The sequence below is a fragment of the Streptomyces sp. NBC_00273 genome (assembly GCF_036178145.1).
GTDB lineage: Bacteria > Actinomycetota > Actinomycetes > Streptomycetales > Streptomycetaceae > Streptomyces.
Window position 1 is genome coordinate 6,046,070 of sequence record NZ_CP108067.1, and the last position, 26,483, is coordinate 6,072,552.

General features: G+C 72.5%; 16 protein-coding genes. 7 read left to right on the top strand and 9 right to left on the bottom strand.

Annotated elements, in window-relative coordinates; translation table 11 throughout:
* Positions 1 to 5: 5 nt before the first annotated feature.
* The gene (locus OG386_RS26710; protein WP_328790227.1) at positions 6 to 581 is read right to left on the bottom strand and encodes a GNAT family N-acetyltransferase; all 576 of its coding nucleotides are present in this window, start codon (positions 579 to 581) and stop codon (positions 6 to 8) included.
* 240 nt (positions 582 to 821) lie between these two features.
* Between OG386_RS26710 and secA the strand changes: the two genes are divergently transcribed.
* Positions 822 to 3,620, top strand: a complete 2,799-nt coding sequence (secA, locus tag OG386_RS26715; protein ID WP_328790228.1) for a preprotein translocase subunit SecA — start codon at positions 822 to 824, stop codon at positions 3,618 to 3,620.
* Positions 3,621 to 3,774: 154 nt separating this feature from the next.
* Here secA and OG386_RS26720 read toward each other — a convergent pair whose 3' ends face one another.
* Complete coding sequence (locus OG386_RS26720; RefSeq protein WP_405787412.1) at positions 3,775 to 4,224, bottom strand: Rv3235 family protein; 450 nt, start codon at positions 4,222 to 4,224, stop codon at positions 3,775 to 3,777.
* 302 nt (positions 4,225 to 4,526) lie between these two features.
* On the opposite strand from OG386_RS26720, the gene OG386_RS26725 reads away from it, so the two are divergent.
* The 3 genes from OG386_RS26725 (at position 4,527) to OG386_RS26735 (ending at position 11,051) form a co-directional block, all read left to right on the top strand.
* Complete coding sequence (locus OG386_RS26725; RefSeq protein ID WP_328790229.1) at positions 4,527 to 5,027, top strand: DUF6912 family protein; 501 nt, start codon at positions 4,527 to 4,529, stop codon at positions 5,025 to 5,027.
* Positions 5,024 to 5,719 carry an HAD family hydrolase gene (locus OG386_RS26730; RefSeq protein WP_328790230.1) on the top strand — a complete coding sequence of 232 codons (696 nt, stop codon included), beginning with the start codon at positions 5,024 to 5,026 and terminating at the stop codon, positions 5,717 to 5,719. The genes OG386_RS26725 and OG386_RS26730 overlap by 4 nt, the downstream gene beginning before the upstream one ends.
* Before the next feature lie 367 nt (positions 5,720 to 6,086).
* A complete protein-coding gene (locus tag OG386_RS26735) occupies positions 6,087 to 11,051 on the top strand; it encodes an NAD-glutamate dehydrogenase (protein WP_328790231.1) in 4,965 nt (1,654 codons plus the stop codon).
* 195 nt (positions 11,052 to 11,246) lie between these two features.
* On the opposite strand, the gene OG386_RS26740 is transcribed toward OG386_RS26735, so the two are convergent.
* A complete protein-coding gene (locus OG386_RS26740; RefSeq protein WP_266595898.1) occupies positions 11,247 to 12,035 on the bottom strand; it encodes an ABC transporter ATP-binding protein in 789 nt (262 codons plus the stop codon).
* Entirely contained in the window at positions 12,028 to 12,939 is a 912-nt protein-coding gene (locus OG386_RS26745; RefSeq protein WP_328790232.1) for an ABC transporter permease, read from the bottom strand. The genes OG386_RS26740 and OG386_RS26745 overlap by 8 nt, the downstream gene beginning before the upstream one ends.
* A gap of 137 nt (positions 12,940 to 13,076) precedes the next feature.
* On the opposite strand from OG386_RS26745, the gene OG386_RS26750 reads away from it, so the two are divergent.
* The gene (locus tag OG386_RS26750; RefSeq protein ID WP_328790233.1) at positions 13,077 to 13,712 is read left to right on the top strand and encodes a TetR/AcrR family transcriptional regulator; all 636 of its coding nucleotides are present in this window, start codon (positions 13,077 to 13,079) and stop codon (positions 13,710 to 13,712) included.
* Between the two features lie 6 nt (positions 13,713 to 13,718).
* Here OG386_RS26750 and OG386_RS26755 read toward each other — a convergent pair whose 3' ends face one another.
* The 5 genes from OG386_RS26755 to OG386_RS26775 form a co-directional block, all read right to left on the bottom strand.
* Positions 13,719 to 15,986 (bottom strand): bifunctional glycosyltransferase/CDP-glycerol:glycerophosphate glycerophosphotransferase, encoded by a 2,268-nt coding sequence (locus tag OG386_RS26755; RefSeq protein ID WP_328790234.1) that lies wholly within the window; start codon positions 15,984 to 15,986, stop codon positions 13,719 to 13,721.
* A 128-nt stretch (positions 15,987 to 16,114) separates the two neighbouring features.
* The gene (locus OG386_RS26760) at positions 16,115 to 17,080 is read right to left on the bottom strand and encodes a carbohydrate ABC transporter permease (protein ID WP_328790235.1); all 966 of its coding nucleotides are present in this window, start codon (positions 17,078 to 17,080) and stop codon (positions 16,115 to 16,117) included.
* Positions 17,077 to 18,411 (bottom strand): carbohydrate ABC transporter permease, encoded by a 1,335-nt coding sequence (locus tag OG386_RS26765; RefSeq protein ID WP_443053201.1) that lies wholly within the window; start codon positions 18,409 to 18,411, stop codon positions 17,077 to 17,079. The genes OG386_RS26760 and OG386_RS26765 overlap by 4 nt, the downstream gene beginning before the upstream one ends.
* 4 nt (positions 18,412 to 18,415) lie before the next feature.
* Entirely contained in the window at positions 18,416 to 19,774 is a 1,359-nt protein-coding gene (locus OG386_RS26770; protein WP_328790236.1) for an ABC transporter substrate-binding protein, read from the bottom strand.
* Between the two features lie 96 nt (positions 19,775 to 19,870).
* Positions 19,871 to 22,798, bottom strand: coding sequence for an FHA domain-containing protein (locus tag OG386_RS26775; protein WP_328790237.1), 2,928 nt, complete (start codon positions 22,796 to 22,798; stop codon positions 19,871 to 19,873).
* 435 nt (positions 22,799 to 23,233) lie between these two features.
* On the opposite strand from OG386_RS26775, the gene OG386_RS26780 reads away from it, so the two are divergent.
* Both OG386_RS26780 and OG386_RS26785 read left to right on the top strand, forming a co-directional pair.
* Complete coding sequence (locus OG386_RS26780) at positions 23,234 to 25,000, top strand: serine/threonine-protein kinase (protein WP_328790238.1); 1,767 nt, start codon at positions 23,234 to 23,236, stop codon at positions 24,998 to 25,000.
* Between the two features lie 160 nt (positions 25,001 to 25,160).
* Entirely contained in the window at positions 25,161 to 26,408 is a 1,248-nt protein-coding gene (locus OG386_RS26785) for a serine/threonine-protein kinase (protein WP_327385168.1), read from the top strand.
* Positions 26,409 to 26,483: the final 75 nt, after the last annotated feature.

Genomic DNA, 26,483 nt, shown 5'->3' on the forward strand with positions numbered 1-26,483 from the left:
GCCGGCTACTTCGCGGGTGCCGGAAGGTAGGGCAGTCGCGAGGGCAGGCCCAGGTCGGAGGGGAGCAGGGCGCCGACCCAGCAGTCGCGGTACGTGTTCCGCTGGATGATGCCGGCCCGCAGGAGGCCCTCGACCTGGAAGCCGGCCTTCTCGGCCACGGCGCGGGAGCCCGTATTGCCCACCTCGGCGCGCCATTCGAGCCGGCCGATGCCCAGCTCGGTGAAGGCCCAGCGGGCGACGGCCAGGACCGCCTCGGTCATGTAGCCCCGGCCGCGGTGTTCCTTGACCGCCCAGTAGCCGATCTCGTAGCTCTCCGCGCTGTGGACGTGCAGGCCGACGGACGCGACGAGCGGGCCCGTGGTTCCCAGGCGTACGGCGAAGGGGAAGGCCGTGCCGGCGCGCCAGCCGTCGGGCGCGGTCTCGGTCACCCAGGTGTGCGCGTTCTCCTTCTTGTAGGGGGAGGGGACCAGCGTCCATCGCTGGATGTCCGGGTCCTGTGCCGCGGCGTAGACCTCGGCCTCGTCCGCGAGGACGAAAGGCCGCAGTACCAATCGGTCCGTGCTCAGTGTCGTGGGCTCCATGAACCGATTCTGCTGCCGGGCCGACGTCCGCAGCGAACAAATTTCGGTGATCCCTCCGGGTGGTGCGGCACCTTCGGTGTCCCCCGTACGTTCTCAATCCGGGCACCCGTGCCCTCACGGGAACGGCGGACCTCCCGGCGCGGCCGCGTCCTCGCTTACGATGGCCGTTGCGGTGGGGCCCACCTGCCGTGCCCGTGTACGTACAGTGCCCAGGCCCGACCGGCAAGGAGACAAACCTCGGTGTCCGTCTTCAACAAGCTCATGCGTGCAGGCGAAGGCAAGATCCTGCGCAAACTGCACCGCATCGCGGACCAGGTCAACTCCATCGAAGAGGACTTCGTCAACCTCTCCGACGCCGAGTTGCGAGCGCTCACGGACGAGTACAAGCAGCGTTTCCAGGACGGCGAGAGCCTGGACGACCTGCTGCCCGAGGCCTTCGCGACCGTACGCGAGGCGGCCAAGCGCGTCCTCGGCCAGCGGCACTACGACGTCCAGATCATGGGTGGTGCGGCGCTGCACCTCGGCTACGTGGCCGAGATGAAGACCGGTGAGGGCAAGACCCTCGTCGGCACGCTGCCCGCGTACCTGAACGCGCTGTCCGACAAGGGCGTCCACCTGATCACGGTGAACGACTACCTCGCCGAGCGCGACTCCGAGCTGATGGGCCGGGTGCACAAGTTCCTCGGCCTGGAGGTCGGCTGCATCCTGGCGAACATGTCGCCCGCGCAGCGCCGCGAGCAGTACGCCTGCGACATCACCTACGGCACGAACAACGAGTTCGGCTTCGACTACCTGCGCGACAACATGGCGTGGTCCCAGGACGAGCTCGTCCAGCGCGGCCACAACTTCGCCGTGGTCGACGAGGTCGACTCGATCCTCGTCGACGAGGCCCGCACCCCGCTGATCATCTCCGGCCCCGCCGACCAGGCCACGAAGTGGTACGGCGACTTCGCGAAGCTGGTGACCCGCCTGACCAAGGGCGAGGCCGGCCAGCCGCTGAAGGGCATCGAGGAGACCGGCGACTACGAGGTCGACGAGAAGAAGCGCACCGTCGCCATCCACGAGTCCGGTGTCGCCAAGGTCGAGGACTGGCTCGGCATCGAGAACCTCTACGAGTCGGTGAACACCCCGCTCGTCGGTTACCTCAACAACGCGATCAAGGCCAAGGAGCTCTTCAAGAACGACAAGGACTACGTCGTCATCGACGGCGAAGTCATGATCGTCGACGAGCACACCGGTCGCATCCTCGCCGGTCGCCGCTACAACGAGGGCATGCACCAGGCGATCGAGGCGAAGGAAGGGGTGGACATCAAGGACGAGAACCAGACCCTCGCCACGATCACCCTGCAGAACTTCTTCCGCCTCTACTCGAAGCTGTCCGGCATGACCGGTACGGCCATGACCGAGGCCGCCGAGTTCCACCAGATCTACAAGCTCGGTGTCGTCCCCATCCCGACCAACCGCGGCATGGTCCGCAAGGACCAGCCGGACCTGATCTACCGGACCGAGGTCGCGAAGTTCGCCGCCGTCGTCGACGACATCGCGGAGAAGCACGAGAAGGGCCAGCCGATCCTCGTCGGTACGACGTCGGTCGAGAAGTCCGAGTACCTCTCCCAGCAGCTCTCCAAGCGCGGCATCCCGCACGAGGTGCTCAACGCCAAGCAGCACGACCGCGAGGCGACGATCGTCGCCCAGGCCGGCCGCCGGGGCGCGGTCACGGTCGCCACGAACATGGCCGGCCGCGGTACCGACATCAAGCTCGGCGGCAACCCGGACGACCTCGCCGAGGCCGAGCTGCGCCAGCAGGGCCTGGACCCGGAGGAGCACATCGAGGAGTGGGCGCACGCCCTTCCCGCAGCGCTCACCCGGGCCGAGGCCGCGGTGAAGGCGGAGTTCGAGGAGGTCAAGGAGCTCGGCGGGCTGTACGTGCTGGGCACCGAGCGTCACGAGTCGCGCCGCATCGACAACCAGCTGCGCGGCCGTTCCGGCCGACAGGGCGACCCGGGCGAGTCCCGCTTCTACCTGTCGCTGGGCGACGACCTGATGCGCCTGTTCAAGGCGCAGATGGTCGAGCGCGTCATGGCGATGGCGAACGTGCCGGACGACGTGCCGATCGAGAACAAGATGGTGACGCGCGCGATCGCGTCGGCCCAGTCGCAGGTGGAGACCCAGAACTTCGAGACGCGCAAGAACGTCCTGAAGTACGACGAGGTCCTCAACAACCAGCGTGAGGTCATCTACGGCGAGCGCCGCCGCGTCCTGGAGGGCGAGGACCTGCAGGAGCAGGTGCGCCACATGATGGACGACACCATCGACGCGTACATCGCGGCCGAGACGGTCGAGGGCTTCGCCGAGGAGTGGGACCTGGAGCGCCTGTGGGGCGCCTTCCGGCAGCTCTACCCGGTGAAGGTCACCATCGAGGAGCTGGAGGAGGCCGCGGGCGACCGCGCGGGCATCACCGCCGAGTTCATCGCGGAGTCCGTCAAGGACGACATCCACGAGCAGTACGAGACCCGCGAGAAGACGCTCGGCTCCGAGATCATGCGTGAGCTGGAGCGGCGTGTGGTCCTGTCGGTGCTCGACCGCAAGTGGCGTGAGCACCTGTACGAGATGGACTACCTGCAGGAGGGCATCGGCCTGCGGGCCATGGCCCAGAAGGACCCGCTGGTCGAGTACCAGCGCGAGGGCTTCGACATGTTCAACGCCATGCAGGAAGGCATCAAGGAGGAGTCCGTCGGCTACCTGTTCAACCTGGAGGTCCAGGTCGAGCAGCAGGTCGAGGAGGTTCCGGTGCAGGACGTGGCGCCGTCGCTGACGAAGGAGCCGGCGGGTGCGCGTCCGGAGATCCGGGCGAAGGGGCTGGACGCTCCGCAGCGGCCGGACCGGCTGCACTTCTCCGCCCCGACGGTGGACGGGGAGGGCGGTGTCATCGAGGGCGACTTCGAGAGCGACTCCCTCGGCGCCGAGGGTGACGGAATGACGCGGGCGGAGCGGCGCAAGGCGCAGAAGGCCGCGGGCGGGCGTCGCCGGAAGAAGTAACCCGCCGTCGCCGGGTTGAGCTGGAGCCGTCGGCCGGGGCCGGACACCTGGGGTGTCCGGCCCCGGCCGCGTTGTGTGCGGCTGCGGCTGCGGCGCCGTTGCCGGGGGCGTTGCCCCCGGACCCCCGCGCCTCAACCCCTGGCGAGGCTGAAGGTCAGGGGCGGGGGCCCTGGATTTCTACTGCGGCGCAGCGCCAGCGGAGGTCCGGGCCCTGTTCGAGGCGGAAGGCCATGGCGGTGAGGCGGTCGCCCGTGGCGATGCGGGCGAAGGCCTCGATGACCCCCGGGCCCGGGGTGAAGCGGCCGCACTGGCGGACGACCGGGCGCAGGCGGTCGCGGAGGGGGTCCGCGGGGGCCAGGGCGATCAGCTGCTGGTAGGCGGGGCCGATGGTGTGGCCGAGGAGCGAGTGGACCGGGCGCAGGCCGCTGACCACCGCGAGGAGGCGTTCGGCGAACCAGTGGTGCGGGCCGAGCTGCAGGGTGCGCGGGGGACTGGCCGGGCGCCGCTGGTCCCGGCGGCCCGCGGGCCGGGTGCGGGTCCGGCCCGCGGGCCGTCGGCGGCTGCCGTCGTTGGCGGTCATCGTGGCGCGCATCGTGGTGTCCATCGCGTGCTTCCCCCGAACAGGCCGGGCCCGGAGCGGTACCGGGCAGTAACTTGATGGGGATCTTCTACGGCCGCCGAACACGCTCCGCAACCACGCCCGCGGCCGTCCCGGCCGCCGGCCCGCTTCACCTATCAGGGTGGGCGGCGGCCGGTCCCCCGCCCCGGGCGGCGCCCGTGCGCGTACCCGGGTGGACGGGCGCGGCCCCCGGTCCGGCACCCCGAAGGGGGACGGGGTCCCTCACCCGCCCGGCCGCGTCCGAGTCGTATCCTGAGGGCGTTTCCGACTACCGAAAGCAGCCGGCCATGCGCGTGTACGTCCCCCTGACCCTCCCCGGGCTCGCCGAGGTGCACCGGGCGGGTGAGCTGGGCCCCGCCCCGCTGCTGGCGTACGCCGTCACCCCCGGTCTGCGCGAGTGGTACGTCTCGGACGACATCGAGGAGCTGGAGTACGCGGCCTTGAACCGGGCCGCGCTCGCCTCCCTGCGGCTGGTCGCCGCGGACGCGGACGCCCCGCGCCGGCGCGTCGTGGTCGCCCTCGACGTCGACGACAAGGCGGCCGACGCCACCCCCGGGGACGACGAGGCCGCTCTCGGCCGGGTGGCCCTCGCCGCCGCCGTACGGCTCGCCGTGGCCGCCGCCGTGCACGTGGACGCCGATGACGCCGAAGAGGACGTGGCCGCCGCCGTACGGGCCCTGGAGGCCGCCGACGGCGGGGACGCCGACGCGCAGCGCACCGTGGACGCGGCCGAGGACCACGACCTGCTGTGGTTCGGCCTGCAGGAGATTCCGGGGCTGCTGAAGTGACCGGGACGACCGCCGCCGCTACCGCCACCACCCGCCCGAACCACATCGTCTGGGACTGGAACGGGACGCTCCTCCACGACATCGACGCGGTCATAGCCGCGACCAACGCCTCCTTCGCCGAGCTCGGCTTCGCGCCGATCAGCCTGGAGACCTACCGAGACCTGTACGTCGTGCCGGTGCCGAAGTTCTACGAGCGCCTCATGGGACGGATGCCCACCGAGGCGGAGTGGCTGGTCATGGACGACACCTTCCACCGCCACTACTGGGCCGCCGCCGAAGACGCCGGGCTGGCCGAGGGGGCCCGGGAGTTGCTCCGGGACTGGCAGGTGGACGGGCTCACCGCGTCCCTGCTGTCCCTCGCACCCCACGACAAGCTCGTCCCCCTGGTCCGGGCCCACGGCATCGACCAGCACTTCCTGCGCGTCGACGGCCGGATCGGCCCCTCCCACACCTCCAAGGCGGGACATCTCGTACGCCACCTGGCCGCCCTGGACGGGACGGGTGTGACGGCGGACCGTACGGTCCTCATCGGAGACGCCGTGGACGACGCCCTCGCGGCCGCCCACGTGGGTGCCCGGGCGGTTCTCTACACGGGCGGCTCGCACAGCCGCCGCAGTCTGGAATCAGCCGGAGTGCCGGTCGTGGACAGCCTGGCCGAGGCCGTTCGGACAGCTCGGGAGCTGGCCGGATAAGGACTGCACGGGCCGCTGCACGGACGGCCGGCCACGTCGCTGGCCAGAGTGTCAAAGTTCTACCCCAAGATTTGTACAGATGCAGCGAATGACGTCCTGGGGGTAGGTCGGGATAGCCTTGTACCCGTGATCAGCGCGATAGTCATCGGGGGCACTGGAGCCTCCGGCCTGCGCCCGGCGCACGACCGTGCCCGGGCCTTCGCTGATCCCCGCCCCCGGGACCGTCGGCCGATCATGGCTCATTCCCTCCCGGTCGGCTCTCTCGACGGCATAGCGTCGATCCCGAACGGACACCCCGCCTCGCGGCGCTATGTCATTCCTTCCTTCACCTACGTCACGCAATGGCGCGCGACAGGAGCCAGAGGACATGCAGACCAAGCTGGACGAAGCAAAGGCCGAGCTGCTAGCACGGGCGGCCCGGGTAGCTGAGCACAGCCCGGCCGGGGGGCTACTTCCGACTGGGTCCGAGCGGGGAGAGCGTCCAGACCAGGACACCGTTCTCTCCTACCTCCAGCGCTACTACCTGCACACGGCGCCCGAGGACCTCGCGGACCGGGACCCGGTCGATGTGTTCGGAGCCGCGCTCTCGCACTACCGGCTCGCCGAGAACCGGCCGCAGGGCACCGCGAACGTGCGCGTGCACACGCCCACGGTGGAGGAGAACGGCTGGACCTCCAGCCACTCCGTCGTCGAGGTCGTCACCGACGACATGCCCTTCCTCGTGGACTCCGTGACGAACGAGCTGTCCCGCCAGGGCCGCGGCATCCACGTCGTGATCCACCCGCAGGTCGTCGTCCGCCGCGACATCACCGGCAAGCTGATCGAGATCCTCGGCCCCGACTGCGACGCCCACGGCCCCGCCACCGCGCGTCCCCACGACTCCCTCGTCGAGTCCTGGATCCACGTCGAGATGGACCGCGAGACCGACAAGGCCGATCTCAAGCAGATCACCGCCGATCTCCAGCGCGTCCTGTCCGACGTACGCGAGTCCGTCGAGGACTGGGAGAAGATGCGCGAGGCCGCGCTGCGGATCGCGGAGGGCCTCCCGGCCGAGCCCACCGCCCCCGACCTGCGCGAGTACGAGCTCGAAGAGGCCCGTGAGCTGCTGCGCTGGCTCGCCGACGACCACTTCACCTTCCTCGGCTACCGCGAGTACAACCTCGTCGACGGCGACTCCCTGTCCGCCGTGCCCGGTACCGGCCTCGGCATCCTGCGCTCCGACCCGCACCACAGCGGCAAGGAGGACGGCCACCCGGTCTCGCCGTCCTTCAACCGGCTGCCCGCCGACGCGCGCGCCAAGGCCCGCGAGCACCGCCTGCTGGTGCTGACCAAGGCCAACAGCCGCTCCACCGTGCACCGCCCCTCGTACCTCGACTACGTGGGCGTCAAGAAGTTCGACGCCGACGGCAACGTCGTCGGCGAGCGCCGCTTCCTCGGCCTGTTCTCCTCCGCCGCGTACACCGAGTCCGTGCGCCGCGTCCCGGTCATCCGCCGCAAGGTCGCGGAGGTCCTCGCCGGCGCCGGCTTCGCGCCGAGCAGCCACGACGGCCGCGACCTGACGCAGATCCTGGAGACGTACCCGCGCGACGAGCTGTTCCAGACCCCGGTCGACCAGCTCCAGGCCATCGTCACCTCCGTCCTGTACCTCCAGGAACGCCGCCGGCTGCGGCTGTACCTGCGCCAGGACGAGTACGGCCGCTACTACTCGGCGCTCGTTTACCTGCCCCGCGACCGGTTCACCACCGGTGTGCGGCTGCGCCTGATGGACATCCTGCGCGAGGAGCTCGGCGGCATCAGCGTCGACTTCACCGCCTGGAACACCGAGTCGATCCTCTCCCGCATCCACTTCGTCGTCCGCGTCCCGCAGGGCACCGAGCTGCCCGCGCTGACCGACTCCGACGTCGAGCGCATCGAGGGCCGTCTCGTCGAGGCCGCCCGCTCCTGGGCCGACGGCTTCCAGGAAGCGCTGATCGCCGAGTGCGGCGAGGAGCGCGCCGCCGAGCTGCTGCGCCGCTACGGCACCTCCTTCGCCGAGGGCTACAAGGCCGACCACTCGCCGCGCGCGGCCGTCGCCGACCTGATCCACCTGGAGCGGCTCGCCGCCAGCGACCGCCAGTTCGCGCTCTCGCTCTACGAGCCCGTCGGCGCGGGCCCCGGCGAGCGCCGCTTCAAGATCTTCCGTACCGGCGACCAGGTCTCGCTCTCCGCGGTCCTGCCGGTGCTGCAGCGCCTGGGCGTCGAGGTCACCGACGAGCGCCCGTACGAGCTGCGCCGCTCCGACCGGGTCAGCGCCTGGATCTACGACTTCGGTCTGCGGATGCCCGTCTCCGGCAACGGGGACAACTACCTCGGCGACGACGCCCGCGAGCGCTTCCAGGACGCCTTCGCCGCGGTCTGGCAGGGCGACGCGGAGAACGACAACTTCAACGCCCTGGTGCTGAGCGCCGGGCTCACCTGGCGACAGGCCGTCGTCCTGCGCGCGTACGCCAAGTACCTGCGCCAGGCCGGCTCCACCTTCAGCCAGGACTACATGGAGGACACCCTCCGCAACAACGTCCACACCACCCGACTGCTGGTCTCGCTCTTCGAGGCCCGGATGGCGCCCGTGCGCCAGACCGCCGGCAGCGAGCTCGTGGACGCCATGCTGGAGGAGCTCGACGGGGCCCTGGACCAGGTCGCCTCGCTCGACGAGGACCGCATCCTGCGGGCCTTCCTCACCCTCATCAAGGCCACCCTGCGCACGAACTTCTTCCAGCTCAACGGCGTGGGCGAGCAGCACTCGTACGTGTCGATGAAGTTCGACCCGCAGGCCATCCCGGACCTGCCGGCCCCGCGTCCGGCCTTCGAGATCTGGGTGTACTCCCCGCGCGTCGAGGGCGTCCACCTGCGCTTCGGCAAGGTCGCCCGAGGCGGCCTCCGCTGGTCCGACCGCCGCGAGGACTTCCGTACGGAGATCCTCGGCCTGGTCAAGGCGCAGATGGTCAAGAACACCGTGATCGTGCCGGTCGGTGCCAAGGGCGGCTTCGTCGCCAAGAACCTCCCCGACCCGTCGGTGGACCGCGACGCCTGGCTCGCCGAGGGCATCGCCTCGTACAAGATCTTCATCTCGGCACTCCTCGACATCACCGACAACATGGTCGCCGGCGAGGTCCTGCCCCCGAAGGGCGTGGTCCGCCACGACGAGGACGACACCTACCTCGTCGTCGCCGCCGACAAGGGCACCGCGACCTTCTCCGACATCGCCAACGGCGTGGCGGAGTCCTACGGCTTCTGGCTCGGCGACGCCTTCGCATCGGGCGGCTCGGCCGGCTACGACCACAAGGGCATGGGCATCACGGCCCGCGGCGCGTGGGAGTCCGTCAAGCGGCACTTCCGCGAGCTGGGCCACGACACCCAGACCGAGGACTTCACCGTCGTCGGCGTCGGTGACATGTCCGGCGACGTGTTCGGCAACGGCATGCTGCTCTCCGAGCACATCCGCCTGGTCGCCGCCTTCGACCACCGGCACATCTTCATCGACCCGAACCCGGACGCGGCCACCTCCTACGCCGAGCGCCGGCGCCTGTTCGAGCTGCCGCGCTCCTCGTGGGCCGACTACGACACCTCGCTGATCTCGGCGGGCGGTGGCATCCACCCGCGTACCGCGAAGGCCGTCCCGATCACCGCGCAGGTCCGCGAGGCCCTCGGCATCGAGGCGGGCGTCACCAAGATGACCCCGGCCGACCTGATGAAGGCCATCCTGCAGTCCCCCGTGGACCTGCTGTGGAACGGCGGCATCGGTACGTACGTCAAGGCCACCGCCGAGACGCACGCGGACGTCGGCGACAAGGCCAACGACGCCATCCGCGTCAACGGCTCCGACGTGCGGGCCAAGGTCATCGGCGAGGGCGGCAACCTGGGTCTGACCCAGCTGGGCCGGATCGAGTTCGCCCGCACCGGTGCGGGCGGCGAGGGCGGCAAGGTCAACACCGACGCCATCGACAACAGCGCGGGCGTGGACACCTCCGACCACGAGGTGAACATCAAGATCCTGCTCAACGCGGTCGTCACCGACGGCGACATGACGGTCAAGCAGCGCAACAAGCTGCTCGCCCAGATGACCGACGAGGTCGGCCACCTGGTGCTGCGCAACAACTACGCGCAGAACGTCGCGCTCGCCAACGGTGCGGCCCAGGCCCCGAGCCTGCTCCACGCCCAGCAGCGCTACATGCGGCGGCTGGAGCGCGACGGGCTGCTCGACCGGGCGCTGGAGTTCCTGCCCACCGACCGGCAGATCCGCGAGCTGCTGGGCGGCGGCAAGGGCCTGACCCAGCCGGAGCTGGCCGTGCTGTTCGCCTACACCAAGATCACGGTGGCGGACGAGCTCATCGCCACCGAGCTGCCGGACGACCCGTACCTGCGCCGTCTGCTCTTCGCGTACTTCCCGGCCGCCCTGGCCGAGCGGCTCACCGAGCAGATCGACACGCACGCGCTGCGCCGGGAGATCATCACCACCATCCTGGTCAACGACACCGTCAACACGGGTGGTTCGACCTTCCTGCACCGTCTGCGCGAGGAGAGCGGGGCCTCCACGGAGGAGATCGTGCGCGCGCAGCTCGCGGCCCGCGAGATCTTCGGCCTGGCCGACGTGTGGGACGCGGTGGAGGCGCTGGACAACAAGGTCGCCGCCGACGTCCAGACCCGGGTGCGGCTGCACTCGCGGCGCCTGGTCGAGCGCGGTACCCGCTGGCTGCTGAACAACCGCCCGCAGCCGCTCCAGATCACCGAGACCATCGGCTTCTTCCAGGAGCGCGTGGGCCAGGTCTGGGCCGAGCTGCCGAAGCTGGTGCGCGGCGCCGACCTGGAGTGGTACCAGTCGATCCTCGACGAGCTGACGGGCGAGGGCGTCCCCGAGGAACTGGCCGCCAAGGTGGCCGGCTTCTCCTCCGCCTTCCCGGCGCTGGACATCGTCGCGATCGCGGACCGCACGGGTGTGGATCCGCTGGAGGTCGCCGAGGTGTACTACGACCTCGCCGACCGTCTGGCCATCACCCAGCTGATGGACCGGATCATCGAGCTGCCGCGGTCCGACCGCTGGCAGTCGATGGCCCGCGCCTCCATCCGCGAGGACCTGTTCGCGGCGCACGCGGCGCTGACCGCGGACGTGCTGTCGGTGGGCAACGGCACTTCGACTCCCGAGGAGCGCTTCAAGGCGTGGGAGGAGAAGAACACGGCCATCATCGGGCGGGCGCGGACGACTCTGGACGAGATCCAGGGGTCGGACGACTTCGACCTGGCGAACCTGTCGGTGGCGATGCGGACGATGCGGTCGCTGCTGCGCGTGCACAGCTGATCGGTCGGCTTTGCCGAACGGGCCCGGCCCGGGACCTTCATGGTCCCGGGCCCGGCCCGTTGTCGCTTCCGGTGTGCGCTTCCGGGTGCGGCGCCGTTGCGGGGCGCTGCCCCCGGACCCCCGCGCCTCAAACGCCGGCGGGGCTGGATCTTCCAGCCCCGCCGGCGTTTGAGGCGCAGGTCTGAGCGGGGCTGGTCAGCGGCCCGCTGTGAAGGCCTCGTAGGCGTCGCAGACTTCGGAGGAGGGGCCGTCCATGCGGAGCACGCCGGCCTCCAGCCAGATCGCGCGGTCGCAGGTCTCGCGCACCGTGTTGATGCCGTGGCTGACGAGGAAGACGGTGCCGGCGTGCTCGCGGAGTTCCTCGATGCGGGCCTGGCTGCGCCGCTGGAAGGCCGCGTCGCCGGTGGCCAGGGCCTCGTCGATCATCAGGACGTCGTGGTCCTTGGCTGCGGCGATGGAGAACCGCAGTCGGGCGCCCATGCCGGAGGAGTACGTCCGCATGGGCAGGGAGATGAAGTCGCCCTTCTCGTTGATGCCGGAGAAGTCGACGATGCCCTGGTAGCGCTCGCGGATCTGCTGCTTGGACATGCCCATCGCGAGACCGCCGAGGACGACGTTGCGTTCGCCGGTCAGGTCGTTCATCAGGGCGGCGTTCACGCCGAGCAGGGACGGCTGGCCGTGCGAGTAGATCCGGCCGCGGGCCACCGGCTGGAGGCCGGCGATGGCGGCCAGCAGGGTGGACTTGCCCGAACCGTTGGAGCCGATGAGGCCGATGGCCTCGCCCTTGTACGCGGTGAAGGTGACGCCCTTGACGGCGTGCACCTCCTTGATGCCGGGGGGCGCCTTGCGGGAGAAGACCCGGCTGAGCGCCGCGGTGGCTCCACCCTTGCGGGCGCCGGCGCCGTGCACCTTGTAGATGACGTGGACCCCGTCGGCGATGACGGTCGGTACCCGGGTGTCGGTCTGCGTCGCGGTGTCAGCCACGTCCGTACTCCTCTTCTGCCTTCCAGAACCAGATGAAGCCGCCGACGCCGGCGACCAGGGCCCAGCCGATGGCGAGCGGCCACGCGTGGGGCGGGAGCGAGTGCGCCTGGAAGCTGTCGATCAGCGCGAAGCGCATCAGGTCGATGTAGACGGCGGCGGGGTTGAGCTTGAGCAGCACCAGCACCCAGTGGTGCGGCAGGTGGCCCGACCTGATCATCTGGTCGATGGACCACATGACGCCCGAGGAGTACATCCAGGTGCGCAGGACGAAGGGCATCAGCTGGCTGACGTCCGGGCTCTTGCTGCCGATGCGCGCCATGATCATCGCGCAGCCGGCGGCGAAGACGGCCATCAGCAGCAGGGCCGGGACGGCCAGGAACCAGGACCAGGCGGGCCGCTGGCCGAAGGCCAGCAGCAGGATGACCAGGGCGCCCATGGTGACGAGCAGCTGCTGGAAGAGCTGGACGACGGTGGAGATGGGCAGGCTGGCGCGGGGGAAGTGCAGGGCGCGGACCAGGCCGCGGTTGCTGTGGACGGCGCGGGTGCCGGCGTTGATGGAGCTGCCGATGAAGTCCCAGACGAAGATGCCGGTGATCAGGAAGGGGATGTAGTCCGGCACGCCGTGGCTGGCCTGCATCACGATGCCGAAGATGAAGTAGTAGACGGCCGCGTTGAGGAGCGGGGTCACCAGGTGCCAGACCTGGCCGAGCTTGGCGGTGCTGTACGTGGCCTGCATGCGGGCGGTCGCGTACGCGGTCACGAAGTGGCGGCGGTCCCAGAGTTCCGCGATGTAGCGGGGGAGCGTGGGGCGGGCGCCGCTGAGGGTGAGGCCGTGGGCGGCGGCGAGGCGCGCGAGTTCCGCGGAGGGGGCGGGCTCGGTCTTGGAGGCGGTCGCGGTGGTCACAGGGTTCGCTTTCGACGGGGTCAGTACGTCACTGCCGAGGTCGGGACGGGTCCGTATCGTCGCTACGGCGAGGTTAGGGCGTGCTGCGTCGGAACGCAACCGTATCGTCGTGACGGGGGCGCGGTTATGCTCTCTGCATGACCCCGGACCCCGCCGCCGCTTCCGCCCCCGCCCGTAGAGCTCCCGCCGGGGCCGCCGTCCTGCGCGCGGACGTGACCGAGGCGATCCGTGACGCGGTGGTGGAGGAGCTGGCCGCGGTCGGCTTCTCGAAGATGTCCATCGAGGGCATCGCCCGGCGGGCGGGGGTCGGCAAGACCGCGGTCTACCGGCGGTGGAAGTCGAAGCTGCACCTGGTGCTGGACCTGGTGGGGGCCTTCGCGGTGGACGGCCTGCCGGTGCCCGCGACCGGCTCGCTGTACGGGGACGTACGGGCGCTGCTGGAGGTCATGTCCCACGTGCTGCGGCACCCGGTGGCCTCCGCGGTGATCCCCGACCTGCTCGTGGAGGCGGCGCGGAACCCGGAGATCGCGGACGCGGTGCGCGGCGCACTGCTCGACGGACAGCGGCGGATGGCGGAGGGGATCGTCTCGGACGCGGTCGCCCGCGGCGAGCTCCCGGCGGGCATCGACCCGGCCCACGCCCTCGACCTGCTGATCGGCCCGCTCTACTGGCGCCAGGTGGTGGTCCGGGAAGCGGTGGCGGGCGGCCACCTCGACGTCCTGGCCCACCAGGTGGTGGCGGGCCTGAAGGCGAGCTCCGGCGCCGGCGAATAGCGGCGCCTAGGGCCGGACGGGAGCCAGGGCCGGCGCGGGTGCGGGAGCCGCGGGAGCCGCGGGAGCCGCGGGAGTGGGGCGGCGGTCCGCCAGGGGGACGACCGCCGGGATCGGGGCCGTCTGCCCGAGGAAGACCCGGCGCACCACCCGCTCCGCCGCATGGCCGTCGTCGTACGAGCAGAAGCGCGCGCGGAAGGCCGCCCGCAACTGCGCGGAGCGCGAGCCCTGCCAGTGGCCCGTGCTGAAGATGTCCACCAGCTGGTCCTCGGTCCGGGCGATCGCGCCGGGCGGGCACGAGCGCAGGTCGAAGTAGGTGCCCCGGGCCGCCTCGTACGCCTCCCAGTCGTCCGCGTGGATCACGATCGGCCGGTCCAGCACCGCGTAGTCGAACATCAGGGACGAGTAGTCCGTCACCAGCGCGTCCGAGGCCAGGCAGAGCTCCTCCACCGAGGGGTGGGAGGAGACGTCGATCAGGCGCGGGTGCGTGCCCCGGGAGGGCGGGACGTCCGCGTACGTGAGGTGGGTGCGGGCCAGGATCGTGAAGCGCGGGCCCAGGTCCTGCAGCACCCGCTCGAAGTCCAGGTGGTCCGGCCGACTGCGCCGGTAGTCGCGGTGCGTGGGCGCGTACAGGACGGCCGTCGAGCCCGCCGGGATGCCGAGGCGTTCGCGCAGCTCCAGCACCTGGGCCGGAGTCGCCCGGTGGAAGGCGTCGTTGCGCGGGTAGCCGTACTCCAGCGTCGTGTAGGAGGCCGGGACGGCCTTCTCCCACACCAAGGTGGAGTGCCGGTTCGAGGAGAGCAGGTAGTCCCACTGGTCGGCGCCGCGCAGCAGTCCCGCGAAGTCCGTCGTCGGGGTGGCCGCCGGGCGGTCCTGGAGGTCGAGGCCCACCCGCTTGAGCGGGGTGCCGTGCTGGGTCTGGACGAGGACCTGGCCCGGACGCTTGACCAGGGCCCGGTCGAAGTTGACGTTCGTGACCAGGTATCCGGCCCGGGCCAGGGCGGTCCAGTACGCCGCCGAGCCGGGGCGCAGCGCCGTCGTCTCGCGGGGCAGGGTCGGGGCGTGCTCCGGGTCGCAGATCCACGCCGTGCGCATCTGCGGCGCGAGCTCCCGCAGCGTGGCCTCGATCGCCGCCGGGTTGCAGGCGTAGCCGCCGTGCCAGTATGCGGAGAAGACCGCGAGCTCCGGGCGCAGCGGAAGCAGCCGCTGGATCCGGTAGTGCAGCCGCAACGAGGACTCCCGCAGGCCCCGGCGCAGGACCGAGACCGCGCGTCCCAGCGCCAGTCCGGCCGACCGCAGCACCGACAGCAGCCGGTACGTGCGCCGGGTGCCCAGCCGCATCAGGGCGTGCCGGACCCGGTCGGTCCGGGAGAGGGGCAGCGGCAGGGCGCCGCTGCCGCCGGGGACGTGGTAGCGGCGCAGCAGGACGCAGGCCCGGGCGAAGAACTCGGTCCGGGCGGCGCGCGGGAGGCGGCGCGGATCCGCGTACACGGCGCAGAAGTGCTCGGCCATCCGGCGGTGCAGGGCGGGGCGCCAGCGCTCCAGCTCGGGGCGGCCGGCGAGGTAGCCGAAGACCCGGTCGTACTGGTCGAAGACGTCGAGGTGGCGGCGGCTGGTGGTGGTCAGGATCGAACCGGCGCGCCGCTGCCGGTGGTGGACGCACACCCGGTCCAGGACGGCGAGGGACTCCGCGGCCAGCAGGGCCGGGTAGGTCCAGGGGACGTCCGCGTAGAAGCCGGGCGGGAACGCGAGGCCCTCGCGCTCCACGTACTCGCGGCGGTAGGCCCTGTTCCAGACCGCCATCGGCATGCCGAGGAGGGCCGGGCGGTCGGCGAGCCGGAAGCTGGCCGGGCCCTCCTCGGACGGCCGGTGGGAGGGGCGGCCCGGTACGAGTTGGCCCGACCACAGGGCGCGCGCGTGGTCGTAGACCAGGACGTCGGGGGAGCCGGTGGCCTTCAGCCGGTCGGTGATGGCCTGCAGGGCGCCGGGGGCGAGGATGTCGTCGCCGTCGAGGAAGACCAGGTAGTCGCCGCTCGCCCGGGCCAGGCCCGCGTTGCGGGCCGGCCCCGGGCCCAGGTTGTGCGCGAGGTGGACGGCCGTCACCCGGGGGTCACGGGCCGCGTACTCGTCGATGATCGAACCACAGGCATCCGGGGAGGCGTCGTCGACCGCGATCAGTTCCAGGTCCGAGTGCGACTGCGTCAGTACCGAGTCCAGACCCTCCTGGAGGTAGGCCTGGACCTTGTACGCGGGCACGATGACGCTGAACCGGGGCACGGCACATCCAGGGGTCGGCTCGGGCATATGGCCCAGGAACCCCTGGTGTGGCGATCGGGTTACGCGGTGTGTGGCATTCGGGTTGCGCAGTGCCAACGGAGCACGTCGGGCGCCGTGCGGGGGACGGGCTACTTGATCGCTCCGGCCATCACCCCCGAGACGAACTGCCGCTGGAAGGCGAAGAAGACGACGAGCGGGACCGCCATCGACAGGAACGCGCCGGGCGCGAGCACGTCGATGTTGTTCCCGAACTGCCGTACCTGCTGCTGGAGCGCGACCGTGACCGGCGGGTTGGCCGAGTCCGCGAACACCAGCGCCACCAGCATGTCGTTCCACACCCACAGGAACTGGAAGATGCCGAGCGAGGCGATCGCAGGACCGCCGAGCGGCAGCACCACCCGTGCGAACAGCCGCAGTTCACCCGCCCCGTCGAGACGGGCCGCCTCCAGCAGCTCGCGCGGGATCTCCGCGAAGAAGTTGCGCAGCAGGAACACGGCGAAGGGCAGCCCGAAGGCGGTGTGGAAGAGGACCACGCCCGCCGTGGTCTCGAACAGCCCGATGGAGCCGAAGAGTTCGGAGACGGGGATCAGCGCCACCTGGACGGGGACCACGAGCAGTCCGACGACGAGGAGGAACAGCCAGTCCCGGCCGGGGAACTCCAGCCAGGCGAAGGCGTATCCGGCGAGCGAGCCCAGGACCAGGACCAGCAGGGTGGCCGGCACGGCGATCGCGAACGTGTTCAGGAGCGAGCCGGTGATGGTGTCGTTCGCCAGCAGCCGCTCGTAGTTGTCGGCCGTCAGCCGCGAGGGCGCGGTGAACACCTGCCACCAGCCGCCGCCGTTGAGGTCGGTGGGGGAGACGAACGAGGAGAGCAGCAGCCCGAGCGTGGGCAGCAGCCAGAAGAGCGCCGCCACGACCAGGAAGACGCGCAGCGCGCCCGAGGCGAGCTTGGTGGAGACGAGGGCGGCGTACGAGGGCTTGGCGGGCGCGGGCGCGGGCGCGGAGTGCGAGGAGTGCGAGGGCCTGGCGTACGCGGGTCCGGCGGCCGCCGGCTCCACCGCCGTCGGGTCCGGCGTCGCGTCGGAACGGCTCATCGGGACCCCTCCTTGCGCAGCCGACGGATGTTCACGAGCATCACTGGGATCACCAGCACCAGCAGCAACACCGCGATCGCGCTGCCCAGCCCCGGATCGGCGTCCGTGCCGAACGAGGTCCGGTACAGCTGGAGCGCGAGCACGTTCGCGTCGTCCTGGACCGCACCCGGGGCGATCACGAAGACCAGGTCGAAGATCTTCATGACGTTGATGACGAGGGTGACGAGCACGACCACCAGGACGGGCGCCAGCAGCGGGACGGTGATCCGCCGGAACACCTGCCACTCGTTCGCCCCGTCCACGCGCGCCGCCTCCAGCAGCTCACGCGGTACGGCGGCCAGCCCGGCCCCGATCAGCACCATCGCGAAACCGGCCCACATCCATACGTACGCCCCGATGACCGCCGGGGTGACGAGCGCCGGGCCGAGCCACTCCACCCCCGCGTACGCCTCCCGGAAGTTGGCCGCGGGCAGCCGCAGCAGGGCCCCGTCGGCCTTCGCGGACAGGGTGAAGGTGCCGTCGGCGCCGGCCGTCGCCGTATCGACCACCCGGCCGTCCTTGACCGCCTCGATCCGCATCCCGGCGTAGCCCTGCTCGGTCGGGTCGACCGCGTTCGTCGACCCGCCCCCGCCCCGGGTGAAGTCCTGCCAGACGGTGCCGGTGACCTTCCCCGGCACGGCGTCCGACCTGCCTGCGGTACGGGTCCCCTCCGGCAGCGCCTCCGGGGCCACACCGACCAGCGGGAGCAGCACCGGGGTACCCGCGCGGACGGGGTCGCGGGTGATGAAGGCGCCCCCGCCGGCGTCCGCGAGCGGCGAGTCCCGGCCCGGGCGGGCCTTGGGGAAGGCCGAGGACGCCGCGAAGGTGTCGTGGACCCCGACCCAGACCGCGTTGGCGACCCCGCGGTCGGGATCGTGGTCGTAGACGAGCCGGAAGATGATGCCCGCGGCCAGCATCGAGATCGCCATCGGCATGAACACCAGCAGCTTGAACGCCGTTCCCCAGCGGACCCGTTCGGTGAGGACCGCGAAGATCAGGCCGAGGGCGGTGGCCGTGGCCGGGGCGAACACCACCCAGAGCGCCGTGTTCTTCAGGGCGGTGCGGATCGTGTCGTCGCTCAGGATCTGCCGGTAGTTGTCGCCGCCGACGAAGGTGTCGCCGGAACGGTCGAAGAGGCTGCGGTAGAGGGAGTAGCCGATCGGGTGCACGACGAGCGCACCGAGCAGCACGAGCGCCGGGAGGAGGAACGCCGCCGCGATCAGCCGGCGGCGCCTGGCCTCCGCGGAGACGACGCCCTTGGACGCGACGCCCTTCGCGGCAGGGGCCGGCACGGGATCAGTTCCCGTAGGCCTTGGCCGCGTCCGCCTCCAGTTTCGCCTGGGTGCCCGCCACGTCCGACGGGTTCGCCAGGAAGTCCTGGAGCGCCTTCCACTCACCCGCGCCCGGGGTCCCGCCGAAGGCCGCCGGGGCCTGGTCCGACATGTCGAAGCGGAAGTCGTCGCCCGCGGCGATCAGCGCCTTGGCGATGTCCCGCTGGATGGCGTTCGGATAGGCGCCCGGGTCCACCGCCTTGTTCGGGGAGACGAAGCCGCCCTGCCGGGCGTGGATCTCCGCCGCGTCCGGCGACGCCAGGAAGGTCAGCAGCGCCTGCGCCCCCTTCGACGGCTTCAGGGCGACCGCCACGTCGCCTCCCGAGACCACCGGAGCCTTCTCGCCGACCGCCGGGAAGGGGAAGACGAGGGCGTCCTCGCCCACCTTCGCCTGCGTCTGCGCGATGTTCACCGCCACGAAGTCGCCCTCGAAGACCATCGCGGCCGCCGGCCGGTCGCCGCCGGTGAAGGTCTGCGTCACCGACTTCGGGAACTCCGTGGACAGCGCCCCGCTCGGCCCGCCGGCCAGGAAGTCCTTGCGGCCGAACAGCTCGCCGAGCGTGGTCAGCGCCTGCTTGACGCTGTCGTCCGTCCACTTGATCTGGTGCTTGGCCAGCTGGTCGTACTTCTCCGGCCCGGCCTGGGAGAGGTAGATGTTCTCGAACCAGTCGGTGAGGGTCCAGCCGTCCGCACCCGCCACCGAAACGGCCGGGGTGCCGGACGCGGACAGCGTGTCGGCCGCGCTGATCAGTTCCTTCCAGGTCTTCGGGGGCTTGACCCCCGCCGCCTCGAAGGCCTTCGCGTTGTACCAGATCAGCGACTTGTTGGCAGCCTTGTAGTACACGCCGTACTGGGTGCCCCCGACGGCGCCGAGCGTCCGCCAGCCCTTCGAGTAGTTCGCGTTCAGCTGGGCGGCGGCCTCCGGGCCCAGCGGTTGCACCCACTTGTTCTCCACGGCCGCCTTCAGCGCCCCGACCTGCGGGAGCAGCGCCACGTCCGGCGGCGCACCACCCGCGATCTTCGCGCCGAGGAAGGTGACGATCGGGTCCTGGGCCGGGACGAAGGTGACGGAGGCACCCGTCCGCTTCTCGAACTCCTTCAGGACCTTGGTGAAGTTCTCCTGCTCCGGGCCCGTCCAGACCGCGGCGACCTCCAGCTTCTCGCCGGGCAGCTTCGGTAACTGCACCCGGGGTGCGGCCGTGCTGCCCTCGGGACCCTGCGGTTCGTCCGTCCCGCCGTCCCCGCATGCAGAGAGCACGAGGGCGGCCGCCGCGGCGAGCGCCGTCCAGGTGAGTGTCGTACGGCTCGTTCCGTGCCTGCGCATGGTTCGCCCCCGATGCCCGTGATGTGTCCTGGACCACAAGGTCTACGCCGAGCCGTGCGCCCCCGCAATAGCGCCTCGCGGGGGCGCGGCCGCGTGTCAGGGCGCGGGCGGGAACAGCACGGGTATCGCCGAGACCAGGTGCGAGGCCCGGTCCAGGGCGCTGGCCAGCAGTGCGAGGTCGGTGGGCCCGTTGCCCAGCTCACGCACCGGGCGGCGGGCCGGCGGATCGCCCATCCGCTCCCACTCCACCGGGACCACGGTCGGCCGCTGGGTCGCCGTCCGGGGGATCCGGCCGGTGACCCGGCCCGCCTGGAACGGGACCGTCCGGCCGTCGCCGAAACGGAGTAGGCCGCGCCCCGGGCCCGGCTGGTCGGGGGCGTCGAGCTCCACGCGCAGGGTGACCAGCCGGGCCGGCCCGGTGTCCGCCGTACGGTCCGGGTGGGCGCTGGCGGCCACCAGGTGCACGCCGAGCCGGGCGCCCTCGCGGGCCACCGCTTCCAGGGCCCGGACCACCGAGCCCGCGGCGGGGCGGCCCGTACTGCCCAGCCCCGGCGCGACCAGCGCGTCGAGGTCGTCCACGAGCACCACCAGGCGGGGCAGCGGGCTGGGCCCGGGCGGATCGGTACGGGTGGTCGAGGCCCGCAGCCGCAGCGTGCCGGTGCGCTGGGGGTCGAGGTCGCCGCGCTGCTCGCCGGGGGCGGGCCGGCGCGGCGCGACCATGCGGTCGGACACTTCGCGCTGCGCGTGCCACTCGGCGAAGGACAAGTCCTCCAGCAGTTCGGAGCGGCGCTTGAGCTCCGCGCCCAGCGCCTGCGCGAACTCCCGCATGCGCAGCGGATCGGAGGCGACCAGGTGGGCGCAGACGTGCGGGAGTTCGGTGCAGGGCAGCAGCCCGTCGCCGCGCTCGCCGCCGGCCCCGTCGAGGAGGAGCAGCCCGAGCCGGTCGGGCCGGGCGGCCGCGGACAGCGACGCGGCCACCGAGCGCAGCAGCTCGGTCCGTCCGCTCCCGGCGGGCCCTTCGACGAGCAGGTGCGGGCCGTCGTGGACGAGTTCGGTGCCGACGGGGCCGCGGCGGCCGCTGCCCAGCACGATCTCGGCCAGGCCGCCCATGCCCTGCCCCTGGTCGGTGGCGGCGGCCCACCGCGCCATCAGGGAGGCCGGGGTGGCCCGGGCCAGTCCCAGCTCGTCCAGCAGCCGCGCGGTGGCGGGCAGGGCGGCCGCGGCCGCCCGGTAGGGCTCGGCGGAGCCGCCCCCCTCTGCGGTGCGCAGCGGGGCCAGGGCCCGGGCGAAGCGCTCGGCCCAGGCGGCGGAGACGGAGTCGGCGGTGGCGGTGCCCCCCGACGGGACCGGCCTGCCGCCGCTGATCGTGAAGGTGCGTACGGCCGTGGCCACGTCGCCGCTGAGCAGGGCGACCGCGCCGCAGTCCCGGAAGGCGGGGGAGTTCGCGCAGGCGGCCTCGTACGTCTCTTCGACCGGCGAGGCGGGGGTGGCGGCCGGGGCCTCGGCGAGCACGAGCACGTGGATCCCGGCGGCCGGCCCGTGCGAGGCGAGCCGGCCGGTGACGTCGCGCAGCGGCCCGGCTCCGGGATCGCCGTCGAGGACGAGGAGCGTGTGCGGGCCCTCGTACACGGCGGCGGCCCGCCGGACCTGTCCGGCGTCGGCGGCGGACCAGTGCACGCCGAGCGGCCCCTCGTCGAGGCGCCGGGTCAGCTCACCCGTGCGGGCGGCGGCCTGGTCGCGGTCGTACGCGAGCAGGAGCCGGCAGTCCTGGCCGTGCGCGGGCCGTACGTGGGGCAGCCAGCCGAGCCAGCCCCAGTCGCGCCGCCGGTCGGCGAGGCCGCGCGCCCGGTCGGCGGAGACGAGCACGATCTCCAACTGCCCCGGCGCGTGCAGTGCCGCCAGTTGCGCGACGACCCAGCGGGCCGCCCCGGCCAGTCGGGCCCGAGGGCCGGCCAGCCCGAGGGCGCCGACGGCGGGCAGGGACACCCGGCTCCCGGCTCCGAGCCCCACGTCCAGTACGGCGGGATGCCCGGGCGTACGGGACCACAGGCGCTCGGTGGGGCCCATCGCGGCCAGCAGCACCGCGGCGGGATCGTCGGGGTGGGGTGCGACGGCCACCGGCTCCTGCGGGGCCTCGGCGGGCTCCTCGCCGCGCACCCACTTGCGCGCCCAGGCGCCGAGGCCCTTGCGCCGCCCGGGGCCCGCGCCGGAGCTCGGGCTCGGTGGTGCTGCGCTCTGCGACCCGGCTTCGCGGGAGGTGCCGGGGATGCTCGGGACGCCCGGGGCGTCGGGGACCTCGGGCGCGTCCGGATCGGGTCCGGGCGCGGCCGGATCCGCCCCGGGGAGCGGGCCGGGCAGCGGGAGGGCGGTGACGGGCCGGGCGGCGACCGACAGGTGGCCCTGGAGGTCCGGGGTCACCGACAGCGCGGGAGCGCCCGCGGGGGCCAGCCGCAGGGTGGACTCGCCGACCCGCAGCAGCGCGCCCGGGGGCAGGGCGACGGGCTGCGCCCCCACCGGGGCGCCGTCCAGCGTGGTGCCGTTCGTCGAGTTCAGGTCGGCCACCGCGACCCGACCGTCGGGGATGACCGTGACCGCGCAGTGCAGCCGGGAGACATCGGGGTCGTCGAGGGGGACGTCGGCGTCGGCGGAGCGGCCCACCCGGATCTGCCCGCTGTGCAGCAGGTGCACCCCGCCCGCGTCGGGTCCGGCGACGACGTGCAGCTGGGCCGCGCCGAGGCCGTCCTCGGGCAGGACGTCCGGCACGGGCCCGTGCAGCGCCAGTACCGCGCCGTCCACGAGCGGCGGCTCGCCCAGCACCCGCCGCTGGAGGTCGAGGCGCTCGGAGCCGGCGTACAGCACGACCGTGCCCCCGGTGTCGGGCCCGCCGACGGTCGCCGCGAGCCCGGAGGCGACCGCGGCCAGCGCGGTGCCGACGGGGGCGGTGACGAGTACGTCACAGCTCGCGGGGGCGGTCGCGGTCTGGTGGCCGCTGCGCGACCCAAGGACGGTCAGCCGGATCTGCATCGCCGTCAGCGGTCCCTTCTGCGCGGTGCGCGGTGTGTGCGCCCGGCAGGGGAATCCCGTGACATGACCGCCCGGTCGCCCCCCACCCGGCACGGACGCGTCGTCCGGTCAGGTCTGCCCGGAAGGCGGGGCTCCCGTCCCGTGCCGTCCGTACAGGTGCATCCTCGCACCTGTCACGGACAACACGCCCGGCACCTGGCAATAAATGATCTTGATGTTTCGGGACCCGGGTCGGACCCCGATCGGATCCGGACAGCAAGGCGGCAGAAGACGGGGAAAATCGCCTCCGGCATACCCCGCAAACATCACCCTCCGTACATATGTGCGGCAACCAACCTCCGGGGACCGGCGTCTTCCAGGGGGACACCCCCTAGAGTGGGCCGAAAACCAATCAGCGGATCGACCACATCCGACGACAGCAGGGGAGCGCGAGACGTGCGGCCAGTCGGCAGCAAGTACCTGCTCGAGGAGCCGCTCGGGCGCGGCGCCACGGGCACTGTCTGGCGTGCCCGCCAGAGGGAGGCCGCCGGCGCGGAGGCGGCCGTCGCGGGACAGCCCGGCGAGACCGTGGCCATCAAGGTCCTCAAGGAGGAGCTGGCCCAGGATCCCGACATCGTCATGCGCTTCCTGCGGGAGCGCTCGGTCCTGCTGCGCCTGACCCACCCCAACATCGTGCGCACCCGCGACCTCGTCGTCGAGGGCGATCTGCTGGCCCTGGTCATGGACCTGATCGACGGCCCGGACCTGCACCGGTACCTGCGCGAGAACGGCCCCTTCACGCCCGTCGCCGCGAGCCTGCTGACCGCGCAGATCGCCGACGCCCTCGCCGCCAGCCACGCCGACGGAGTGGTCCACCGCGACCTGAAGCCGGCCAACGTGCTGCTCGACGAGCGCGGCGGACAGATGAAGCCGATGCTCACCGACTTCGGCATCGCCCGCCTCGCCGACTCCCCGGGCCTGACCCGCACCCACGAGTTCGTCGGCACCCCGGCCTACGTCGCGCCCGAGTCCGCCGAGGGCCGCCCGCAGACCTCCGCCGTCGACATCTACGGCGCCGGCATCCTGCTGTACGAGCTGCTCACCGGCCGCCCGCCGTTCGCCGGTGGCACCGCGCTCGAAGTGCTCCACCGCCACCTCAGCGAGGACCCGCAGCGGCCCTCGACCGTGCCCGAGCCGCTGTGGACGGTCATCGAGCGCTGCCTGCGCAAGGAGCCGAACGAGCGCCCCAGCGCCGAGAGCCTGGCCCGCGGGCTGCGCGTGGTGGCCTCCGGCATCGGCGTGCACTCCTCGGCCGCCGAGGTGGAGGCCGCGCTCGGCGTGGGTGCGCTGCTCGCGCCCGACCCCTCGCCGGCTCCGGTCCCCGAGACCCCCGACGCGGGCGCGTACGACCCGAACGCCATGACGAGCGTCATGCCGCCGGTCGGCGCGGCCGACGCCACCTCGGTGCTGCCCATGGGGTCCCCCCGGCCGGGAGGGGCCGCGGGCCCCGGGGCCGACCCGACCTCGGTGATGCCCCCGGTGCAGCGGCCCGACTCGCCGCACCCGTGGCAGTCGCAGATGCAGGCCGCCCGCGACCGCAACGAGCAGACCCAGATCCAGTACCTCGACCCGAACGAGGACCCCCTGCGCCGCCGCCCGCAGCGGCAGGCGCCCCCGCCGCCGCAGCACCGGCCCCAGCAGCCGCAGCAGCCCCAGCAGCCGCCGCAGTACCGGCAGGGCCCGCCGCCCCCGCAGCAGCAGTACCAGCAGCCCCAGCAGCCGCAGTACCGCCCGCCGCAGCCGCCGCCCCAGCAGCAGTACGCGCCGCCCCCGCCGCCGCAGCACTACCAGCCGCAGCAGCACCAGCCCCAGCCGTACCAGCAGCAGCCTCCGCCGCAGCAGCCCCAGTACCGCCAGCCGCAGCAGCAGCCCCCGCAGCCCCCGCCGCAGCAGCGGCCGGCCCCCCGGGAGCCGCGCGAGCCGCGCCGCCGCAGCGCCAACCCGGTGCGGATCCCCGGCCTCGGCTGCCTCAAGGGCTGCCTGGTGCTGATCCTGGTGTTCTTCGTCGCCGGCTGGCTGGTCTGGGAACTGACCCCGCTTCAGGAGTGGATCGGTACCGGCCGGGGCTGGTGGGACCAGGTCTGGACCTGGGGCGGCGACGCCGTGGACTGGGTCAGCACGATCGGGGACTCCGCTGGCTCCTCGGGCTCCACCAAGCCCTGAAACGAACCCTCGTAGCTCCGACTTCGTGGATTTGTCGACTTCTGGGACACGATTTCGCTCGCAGAAGTGAAGGTCGCCGCGAATCCGGACCCCTGCTGGCCTCTAATGCCCACCCGGCCGCGTAGCTTTGGTGCGTACGCCAGCCGCTGAGGGAGCAGTCGTGGCACGGAAGATCGGCAGCCGGTACACCGCGCACCAGATCCTGGGGCGCGGCAGCGCGGGCACGGTGTGGCTGGGCGAGGGGCCTGACGGGCCCGTCGCCGTCAAACTGCTGCGCGAGGACCTCGCGTCCGACCAGGAACTCGTCGGACGCTTCGTCCAGGAGCGCAGCGCGCTGCTCGGCCTGGAGCATCCGCACGTCGTGTCCGTCCGCGACCTCGTCGTGGACGGCAACGACCTCGCCCTCGTCATGGACCTCGTCCGCGGCACGGACCTGCGCACGCGCCTGGACCGCGAACGGCGGCTCGCCCCCGAGGCGGCCGTGGCGATCGTCGCGGACGTGGCCGACGCGTTGGCCGCGGCGCACGCGGCGGGGGTCGTCCACCGGGACGTCAAGCCGGAGAACGTCCTGCTGGACATGCAGGGCCGGCTCGGCCCCGGCGGCTCGCACCCGGCGCTGCTGACCGACTTCGGCGTGGCCAAGCTGATCGACTCCCCGCGGCGGGCCTCCACGGGCCGGGCCTCGGCCCCCACGACCCGGATCATCGGCACCCCGGACTACCTGGCGCCGGAGATCGTCGAGGGCCTGCCCCCGCGTGCCGCGGTGGACATATACGCCCTGGCCACGGTCCTGTACGAGCTGCTGGCCGGGTTCACCCCCTTCGGCGGGGGCCACCCGGGCGCGGTCCTGCGGCGGCACGTGACGGAGACGGTGGTCCCGCTGCCGGGGATCCCCGACGAGCTGTGGCAGCTCATGGTCCAGTGCCTGGCCAAGGCCCCGGCCTCGCGGCTGCGGGCCTCGGAGCTGTCGGTGCGGCTGCGGGACCTGCTCCCGATGCTGGCCGGGATGCCGCCGCTGGACGTGGACGAGCCGGACGATGCGGATCCGGACCCCGAGCCTTCGGAGGAACCGGCGGCCGACCCGGTCCGGCGGCGGGGCGTGGTCCCGCTGGTGCCGGGCTCGGCGACCGACTCCAACCGGGACACCCACACCTCGATGCGGGTGCCGGGGCCGGACGAGCTGGCGGGCGGGGCGCTGGGCACCGCCCGGGTCCCGCGCCCGGCCGGCGGCCACCGCCCCGGCTCCGCCCGCCACCGGGCGGAGGCGGCCCGCAAGCGCCGCCTGGTCCTGTCGGCATCGGCCCTGGCCCTGGCCGCGGCGATCGGTCTGGGCACGTGGCTGGCGGTCTCGGGCGACGACCCGGCGCCCCGGCAGGACCACAAGCAGTCGGTTCCGCGGGTCCCGTAGCGCCGTGCGGCGCCGCTGTCGGGGGCTCCGCCCCCGAACCCCCGCGCCTCAATCGCCGGCGGGGCTGGATTTTCC